At 71.8% G+C, this 7,899-nt stretch carries 7 protein-coding genes; 1 reads left to right on the forward strand and 6 read right to left on the reverse strand.

Features of this window, described 5'->3' with window-relative positions; all coding sequences use genetic code 11:
• Positions 1–61: 61 nt before the first annotated feature.
• Positions 62–1,174 carry an elongation factor P maturation arginine rhamnosyltransferase EarP gene (gene earP / locus AOZ53_RS01875; protein WP_054431915.1) on the reverse strand — a complete coding sequence of 371 codons (1,113 nt, stop codon included), beginning with the start codon at positions 1,172–1,174 and terminating at the stop codon, positions 62–64.
• Between the two features lie 8 nt (positions 1,175–1,182).
• Positions 1,183–2,385 (reverse strand): DUF2863 family protein, encoded by a 1,203-nt coding sequence (locus AOZ53_RS01880; RefSeq protein WP_054431914.1) that lies wholly within the window; start codon positions 2,383–2,385, stop codon positions 1,183–1,185.
• A gap of 235 nt (positions 2,386–2,620) precedes the next feature.
• Here AOZ53_RS01880 and AOZ53_RS01885 point away from each other — a divergent pair, with 235 nt between their 5' ends.
• Positions 2,621–3,394, forward strand: coding sequence for a DODA-type extradiol aromatic ring-opening family dioxygenase (locus AOZ53_RS01885; RefSeq protein ID WP_082385470.1), 774 nt, complete (start codon positions 2,621–2,623; stop codon positions 3,392–3,394).
• A 27-nt stretch (positions 3,395–3,421) separates the two neighbouring features.
• On the opposite strand, the gene AOZ53_RS01890 is transcribed toward AOZ53_RS01885, so the two are convergent.
• Genes AOZ53_RS01890 through AOZ53_RS01905 form a run of 4 tightly spaced genes read right to left on the reverse strand, consistent with a single transcriptional unit; the run spans position 3,422 to position 7,744 of the window.
• Positions 3,422–4,312: a LysR family transcriptional regulator gene (locus AOZ53_RS01890; protein WP_054486675.1), complete on the reverse strand. Its 891-nt coding sequence runs from the start codon at positions 4,310–4,312 to the stop codon at positions 3,422–3,424.
• Between the two features lie 33 nt (positions 4,313–4,345).
• Entirely contained in the window at positions 4,346–5,047 is a 702-nt protein-coding gene (locus AOZ53_RS01895; protein ID WP_054486676.1) for a siderophore-interacting protein, read from the reverse strand.
• Between the two features lie 31 nt (positions 5,048–5,078).
• Entirely contained in the window at positions 5,079–6,608 is a 1,530-nt protein-coding gene (locus tag AOZ53_RS01900; protein WP_054486677.1) for a DHA2 family efflux MFS transporter permease subunit, read from the reverse strand.
• A complete protein-coding gene (locus AOZ53_RS01905) occupies positions 6,608–7,744 on the reverse strand; it encodes an HlyD/EmrA/EmrK family protein (protein WP_304439139.1) in 1,137 nt (378 codons plus the stop codon). Before AOZ53_RS01905 ends, AOZ53_RS01900 begins: the two co-directional genes overlap by 1 nt.
• Positions 7,745–7,899: the final 155 nt, after the last annotated feature.

The raw sequence follows: 7,899 nt of genomic DNA on the forward strand, positions 1-7,899 counted from the left end.
CCCCGGGAGGCGTCATAGTTGAGGCGCCGAAAAACCCGGGCGACTCAGAAAACTCTCTATTCTAGCGTTTCTTGACCAACTCTGCGCAAAAATCGGCCAGATTTTCCGCCAGGTCGGGGCGCGCGGCCTGCGCCGCGTCCCATTCGCGCGCGGCTTGCGTCCAGGCCTGCCAGGCGGCCGGCGCCAGGGCGGCGCCGATCGCATCCGCCGCCGCGCCGGCGTCGGGCAGGTTCCAGGCGCGGATGGCGGCGGCCGCGGTTTCCGGGGCCGGATAGCGCGCCAGCCAGGCGTCCAGCTTCTCCAGGTGCACGTTCTCTTCCTGGGGGTAGATCTGCCAGACCAGCGGACGGGCCGCCCAGGCCGCGCGCACGAAGGAATCCTCGCCGCGCACCAGGTTCAGGTCGGCGCACCACAGCACGCGGTCGAAATCGGGTTGCGCCACGAACGGCAGGCGCGCCACCGCCGGACCGCCGGGCCTCGCGCAGGCCGCTTCCAGCCCGGGAGCGACGCCTTCCGGCGCCAGCAGCAGGGCGGGGCGGGTATCGGCCGCCAGGGCTTGCGCCAAGCCGTCGACCGGGGCGCTGGGATAGCAAAACAGGGACACGGTGCGGGCGCCGTGGCGCCGTTGCGACAGCAGGGGCTCGGCCACGCCCAGTCCCCGCAGGAACGCCGCCTGGGCCTCGGGATCGGCCTGGAAGGCGTCGCGCTCGGCCGTCAGGCCCGGTTCGCGCAGCAGGCCGCCGGTGGCGGGCGTGAAGCCGGGAAAGAAAAAGTGCTTCACCAGCCCGTCGGGCCGCTGCGACGGCAGGCCGTGGCAGCTTTCCACCCAGGCCTCGGCGCTCAGGTATTCCAGGTTGATCCAGGCTGGATGGCGCTGGCGCATGCTGTCCAGGAACGCCTCGGGCGGATCGCAGGCGAAGGCCTCGATCACCACGTCGCGGGCCGCCAGCGCCGCATCCGGCGTGTCGGTCCAGCGCACGATATCGATGTCCTGGAACGCCTGGCGCGCGGCGTTGGCATCGATGCCGGGCTGGATGCGCGCGAAGCTGGCCAGGTCGTCCACCCACAGGCGCACGTCCCAGCCGCGGCCGTGCGCCAGCCGGCGCGCCAGGCGCCAGCAGACGCCGATGTCGCCGTAGTTGTCGACCACGCGGCAGAAGATGTCTGCTTGCATTGACGCGCTCAGTGGAACTTGGCGGGCGCTGCCTCGGCGTCTTCGGGCAATTCGGCGTGCACCAGTTCGCCCAGGGGATTGGGGAAGTAGGGCGCGCCGCAGTCCTCGCAGTATTCCGGGGGCAGCACGCCGGGAATGCGGCGCACGTCGCTCACGCCGTATTCCTTGAGCAGCGCCGCGATCTCGTCGACCACGTCGGGCTGGCCTTCGTCGGCCGGCAGGTCTTCCTCGCGGCCATACAGCGGCCAGACGCAGCCGTAGTAGACGTCGTTGCTGTTGCGCGCGGTGAAGCTGACGCGGTATTCGTCGACCCGGCTTTCGCCGCAGCCCGCCACCACGGCGCGCAATTGGGAGGCCTCGAGGTTGACCGCGCCTTCGAGCCAGCTGATGGCGGCGCGCAGCGACAGCGGCCGCACGCGGCGGTCGGCCTCGCGGTTGCTGACGTAATAGGCGTCAGGCAGCAGGGCCTCGAAACCGCAGCCCGGCAGCAGGCCGGCCAGCGTCGGCTGGGCCTGCGCGGCCCATTGCGCCAGGCAGGCGTCGCGGCTGGCCTCGGCGTCGCCGATCTGCTCCTGCCAGCGGAACACAGGCGCGAATTCGGGCACCGCCACGGCCGCCACGATGTAGCGCGTGTCGGCCAGCATGTTGGCGGTCTCGACCTCGGCGTTCAGCGCCGGCTTGGTGGTCTCGGCGCCGAGCGCCTGCGAGCCCAGGCGCTGCAGCCATTGCCAGGTTTCGGAGAAGGTGCGCGGCATCTGGTCCACGCTCACCAGCATCGGCATCAGCGCGCTGCGGGCCTGGCTCGACAGCACGTGGCCATGCAGTTGCGCCAGCAGGGCCTGCTGGGCGCTGGCCGGCACGGGGCCGGTCGGGATGGCGTAGCGGGTCCAGGCCACGATGGGCGCGACGATCAGCAGGATGTCGTAGCGCACGCCGTTCTTTTCGATCTTCATCGATTCGGACAGCGTTTCGGCCTGTTCGATCAGGACTTCGTAGGCGCCCACGTCGCCCTGGGCGAGATGGTCCAGCGCGGCTTCCAGCGGGGCATCCTGGCCTGCCTTGAGCAGCTTCGGAATCGCTTCGCCAAGCTGATTCTCCCAGTACACGTCTTCGACGCGGCTGCCCGAGCGGTTGAGCGACTGGGCAAGCGTGATCAGGCGGGTGGCGTCGCGGGTCAAGCGGGGAGCGGATTGGCTGCGGGATCGGGCCATAACTTCGGAGGACGTCCAGTAAGTGTGTAACGACGTAGTTTAACGCCCGCCACGGTCATGGGCGGCGACGTGCGCCGCCGCGCCGCCCGGCGTCCCGCCAGCGCGCGCGCCGGCCGTCCGTCCGCTACGGGATTGGTGCTCATCTGGCAACAGATCATCCCTTTTGAAGGGGTTTATTGCAGATTCGAAACGGCCGAAAATCGCTCCATCAAACTTGTTTTCTGGAGGCATCGCCATGCGCTGGCCTACGCTTTTCGTTTCCCACGGTTCTCCCATGCTGGCCGTCGAACCCGGCCTGACGGGCCCGGCCCTGGCCGCCTGGAGCCAGGCCCAGGGCCGCAAGCCGCGCGCCATTCTGGTGGTCTCGCCGCACTGGATGGGCCATGGCCTGGCCCTGTCCACCCGCGACCAGCAGGTCGCGTGGCATGACTTCGGCGGCTTCCCGCCCGAGCTCTACACGCTGCAATACGCCGCGCCCGGTTCGCCGGAACTGGCGGCGCGCACGCAGGCCCTGCTGGCCGAGGCCGGCATTGCCGCCGACCGCGATCCGCGCCGGCCGCTGGACCATGGCGCCTGGGTGCCGCTGCGCTACCTGTACCCCGAGGTCGACGTGCCCGTGGTGCAGCTGTCGCTGGACATGGGCCGCGATGCCGCCGGCCAGCTCGAACTGGGCCGCGCGCTGGCGCCGCTGCGCGACGAGGACGTCCTGATCATCGGCTCGGGATCGCTGACGCACAACCTGCGCGACGTGCGCATGCCGCAGAACGCGCCGGCCACGCCCTACGTGCCGGCGTTCCAGGACTGGTATGCGCGCCATCTGGCCGCGCACGACGTGCCGGCGCTGCTCGACTGGCAGGCCCGGGCGCCGGGCGCCCGCCAGGCCCATCCGCACGACGACCACCTGATGCCGCTGTACGTGGCGCTGGGCGCGGGCGGCGAGCAGGCCACGCGCCTGACCGACGAGGTCTCGTACGGCGCGCTGGCGATGGATGCCTACGCGTTCCATTGAGCGGACGTCGCCGGCGCCGCTTTCTGGCTACGTCACCACCCGGGCCGCCAGCAGGTCGATGAACCCGCGGACCCGGGCCGGCAATGCGCGCGAGGCCGTCAAGGCCAGGATGGGGCGGGACGGCAGCGCCCAGCCGGGCAGCACCGGCAGCAGGGCGCCCTGCCGCACCAGCCTGTCGGCGCGGCCCGGCGTCAGCGGCCCGATGCCCAGGCCGTCGCGCAGCAGGTTTTCCAGCGCCAGCAGATTGTTCAGCACCAGCAGCGGCGCCACGTCCACCTGCGCGCTGGCGGTGCCGTTGGCCAGCGCCAGTCCCGGCCCGCTGTCCGGCAGGGCGAGGCAGCGGTGGCGCGCCAGGTCCGCGGGGTGTGTCGGTTCGCCGAAGGCGCGCAGGTAGGCCGGCGAGGCATAGAGCTGATAGCCGGCCATGCCGACGCGCCGCCGCACCATGCGGCTGGCCCGCGGCGGTTCCACGGTGGCGATGCAGACATCAAACGGTTCGGTGGCCAGGTCCGGCAGCTCGGCCGAGCAATGCAGTTCGACGCGCACGCCGGGATGGCTGGCGCAATAGTCGGCCAGCGCGGCGTCCGGGAAATAGGCGCTGAAATCGACCGGCGCGCAGACGCGCAGCTGGCCGGTGGGGCGGGCCATTTCTTCCTCGAGTTCGCCGCTGATGGCGCGGGCGCGGTCGACGACTTCCGTGATCCGGTCCAGATAGCGCTGGCCGACGTCGGTGAGCGCCAGGCGGCGCGTGCTGCGATGGAGCAGCTTGACGCCGATCTGGCTTTCGAATTCCGAGATCCGGCGCGACAGCGTCGAGGCCGGCACGCCGGTGCTTTCCGCGGCCCGCGTGAGCGAACCCAGCGCCGCCACCTGGACGAACAACGCCATGTCCCGCATGCGATCCAGTTCTTTCTTCATGGTCTGTCCGTTGCCGTGTCCACGGGCCGGGGCCTATTCCTTGTAGTCCTGTTCACCGTCCTTCCAGTAGCCCTTGGCCGAGACGCGGGCCGCGTCAAGACGCAGGCGCTGCAGCCAGTGCGCGCGCCAGGCCTTGACCCAGCCGGCCTGGCCGGCCAGCCAGACCTGGCCGGGCCCGGCGGGGGCGGGCTCGGGCGTTTCATCCGGGCTGGGCGGCAGGCTGCGCGCCGCCCATCGCGGCGTGTGCGCGCTGGCGAGGGCGGGCCAGTCGCCGCCTGCCGGATGGCGCACCCCCAGGACCTGGATGGCGGACGGCAGCGATTCGATGATGCGGCAGGCCGCCGGCCAGGCCGAGGCATCGGCGCCGAGCCAGACCCAGCGCGTGTCGGCCTGCAGGGCGAAGCCGCCGTCGCGCGGTCCGGCGATCGAGACGGCATCGCCGGGACGGGCGCGGCGCGCCCAGTCTGAGACGGTGCCGGGGGCGTCGCCATGGATCACGAAGTCGATCTCCACGGTGGACGCCTCGAAGTCGATCGCGCGCAGCGTATAGGCCCGGCCCGGCACGCCGGGCGGGAACACCTTGACCCAGGCGGCGGGCTGGCCGACGCCGGGGCGCGCCAGCCAGGCGCTGAGCTCGGGGCCGCCCAGCGTCAGCCGGCGCATGTCCCGCGCCAGGTCGAGCGCGCGCAGCACGATGCAGGGCACGTCGCGGCGCGTCGGGGAAAAGGGTTGCATGTCGGGTCTCCTGTTTGGGGCGATGGGGCCGTCAGGCCTTGGCTGCGCGGGGATGGCGGGCCAGCCAGACCAGCGCGATGGACAGCGCGAACGCGAGGCTCGACCACAGAAAGAAGTCGTTTAGCGCCAGCATGTCGGCCTGGGTCTTCAGGCCGTTCCAGATCACGCCCCACGATTGCGGCGCGTCCAGGCCGGCGCCCGCCAGGGCGTTCAGCGTGTCCTGCACCGCGGGCCGGGCGGGCGTGGCGCTGTCGACCAGCACGTTCTGGTAGTAGCGCGAGCGCTCGTCCCAGTAGGTCGATGCCAGCGAGGCGACCAGGCTGCCCGCCATCATGCGGATGGCGGTCTGCAGGCCGGAGGCGGCGGCGATGCGTTCGGGCGGCAGGCCGGCCAGCGACAGCGACACCAGCGGCGTCAGGAACAGGCCGATGCCGATGCCCTGCAGCAGGCAGGCCAGCGAGATCAGGCCGACGCCGACGTCCGTGGTCATGGACGCGCGCCACCAGGCCACCAGGGACCACGCCACGAAGGCCAGGCTGGCGAACACGCGAGCGTCGCCGCGCTGCACCCAGCGGCCCAGCAGCGGCGCCAGCAGGATGCCGAACACGCCCATCGGCGCCGTGGCCAGGCCAGCCCACGTGGCGGTGTAGCGCATGTCGGTCTGCAGCCACAGCGGGATCAGCACCAGCGCCGCGAAGTACAGGCCGAAGCCCACCGCCACGGCCAGCGTGCCCATGGCGAAGTTGCGATGGCGGAACAGGCTCAGGTCGACGATCGGATGCGTCTCGCCCAGCTCCCAGATGACCAGGAACACGAAGCCCAGCGCCGACAGCAGCGCGGTGGTGACGATGAACGGCGAGGCGAACCAGTCCAGCGTGCGGCCGCGGTCCAGCGTCAATTGCAGGCAGCCGATGGCGACGGCCAGCAGGATCAGTCCGCGCAGGTCCACCGGCAGGCGGGTGCTGGGCGTGTCGCGGCCGCGGAACATGGTGGCGGTGACGGCGACCACGGCGATGCCGACCGGCGCGTTGACCAGGAAGATCCAGGGCCAGCTGAAATCGTCGGTCAGCCAGCCGCCCAGCACCGGCCCGGCCACGGGGCCGGCCATGTTGGTCATGGCCCACATCGACAGCGCCAGCGTGCGCTTGTCGGGCGGGAAGATGGCGACCAGCAGCGCCTGGCTGAGCGGCACGATGGGGCCGGACACCATGCCCTGCAGCACGCGGAAGGCCAGCAGCGATTCGAAGTTCTGCGCCACGCCGCACAGCACCGACGCCAGCGTGAAAGCCGCCACCGACAGCACGAACAGCCGCACCTGCCCGAGCCGGCGCGAGAGCCAGCCGGTCAGCGGGATGCAGATGGAGTTGGCGATGGCGAAAAAGGTGATGGCCCATTCGCCGATCTCCGGGCTGACGCCCAGGTTGCCGGAGATGGTGGGCACCGAGACGTTGGCGATGGTGATGTCCACCACCGCCATGAACGACGCCAGGCTGATGGCCACCGCCGCGACCACGCGCGGCAGCCCGGACATCGGTTCGATGGGACGGGTCGCGGCGGACATCACTGCCATCCCTGGCCGGCCTGCGCCAGCGCGTCGGCGGCCTGGCGCTGCTGCCGGTAGAGATCAGTGGTCTCGCCATTGGGCGCGCCCGCCTGCGTCGCATCGCAGCGCGCCGTATCCACCGTCACCTCGGCCGACAGGCCGATGCGCAGCGGATGGTCGGCCAGGTCCTTGGGGTCGAGATTGATGCGCACCGGCACCCGCTGCACCACCTTGATCCAGTTGCCGGTGGCGTTCTGCGACGGCAGCAGCGCGAAGGCCGAGCCGCTGCCGGCCATCACGTCGCCGACGCGGCCGCGATAGCGCACCTTGGCGCCGTGGGCGTCGACGGTGACGACGGCCGGCTGGCCGGGGCAGATGCCGGCCAGCTGGATCTCCTTGAAGTTGGCGTCGATCCACATCTGGTCCAGCGGCACCACCGACATCAGCTTGTCGCCGATTCCCACCTGCTTGCCCAGCTGCACGCTGCGCTGCGCCACCATGCCGCCGACCGGCGCGCGGATGGTGGTGCGCTGCGAGGCCAGCGCGGCGGCGCGCAGGCGTTCCTGGGCCAGGGCCACATCGGGGTGGGTGTCGGGCGTCACGCCGTCGATCTGGGCCTGCGCGGCGCGCTCGGCGGCCTGCGCCACCGCCAGCGCGGCGCGGGCGGCGTTCAGGGCATCGGCGGCGTGGCGCGCCTCTTCCGAGGTGATGGCGCCCTGCGCGGCGATGCCGCGGCGCGCGGCCACGTCGGCCTGGGCCCGGTCCAGTTCGGCCTGGCGGCGCATGACCTCGGCGGCGGCCTGGTCGCGGCTGGCGAACAGCGCCTGCACGCGGCGCCGGGCGCGCGCCAGGTCGGCGCGGGCGCCGGCCAGCGCGATCTGGATGTCGGCGGGGTCCACTTCCACCAGGGTCTGGCCGGCGGCGATGCGGTCGGCGTTGTCGGCCCAGATGGCCGAGACGGCGCCCGCCACCTGCGGGGTGATGGCCACGATGTGGCCGTTGACGTAGGCGTTGTCGGTGGTCTGGCTGGCGGCGCCGGCCAGGAAGGTCCAGGCGGCCCAGCCGGCGCCGGCCAGCACGGTTGCGCCGCCGGCGAGCATCAGGCGGGTTTTGCGGGTCGAGGTCCGCGAGTCGGGAGTTTGCGTGGCAGTCATTTCAGCACTTCGTTGTCAGAGGATTGGGAGGGCGACCAGCGGCCGCCGAGCGCGCCGGCCAGCGCCGTCTGGGCCAGGCCCAGGTCGCGGTCGGCCGCGGCCAGCGCGCTGTCGGCGCGCAGGCGTTCCAGGTCGGCGTCGATTTCGTCCTGGCG

The organism is Achromobacter sp. 2789STDY5608621, assembly GCF_001299375.1.
Taxonomy (GTDB): domain Bacteria; phylum Pseudomonadota; class Gammaproteobacteria; order Burkholderiales; family Burkholderiaceae_B; genus Achromobacter; species Achromobacter insuavis.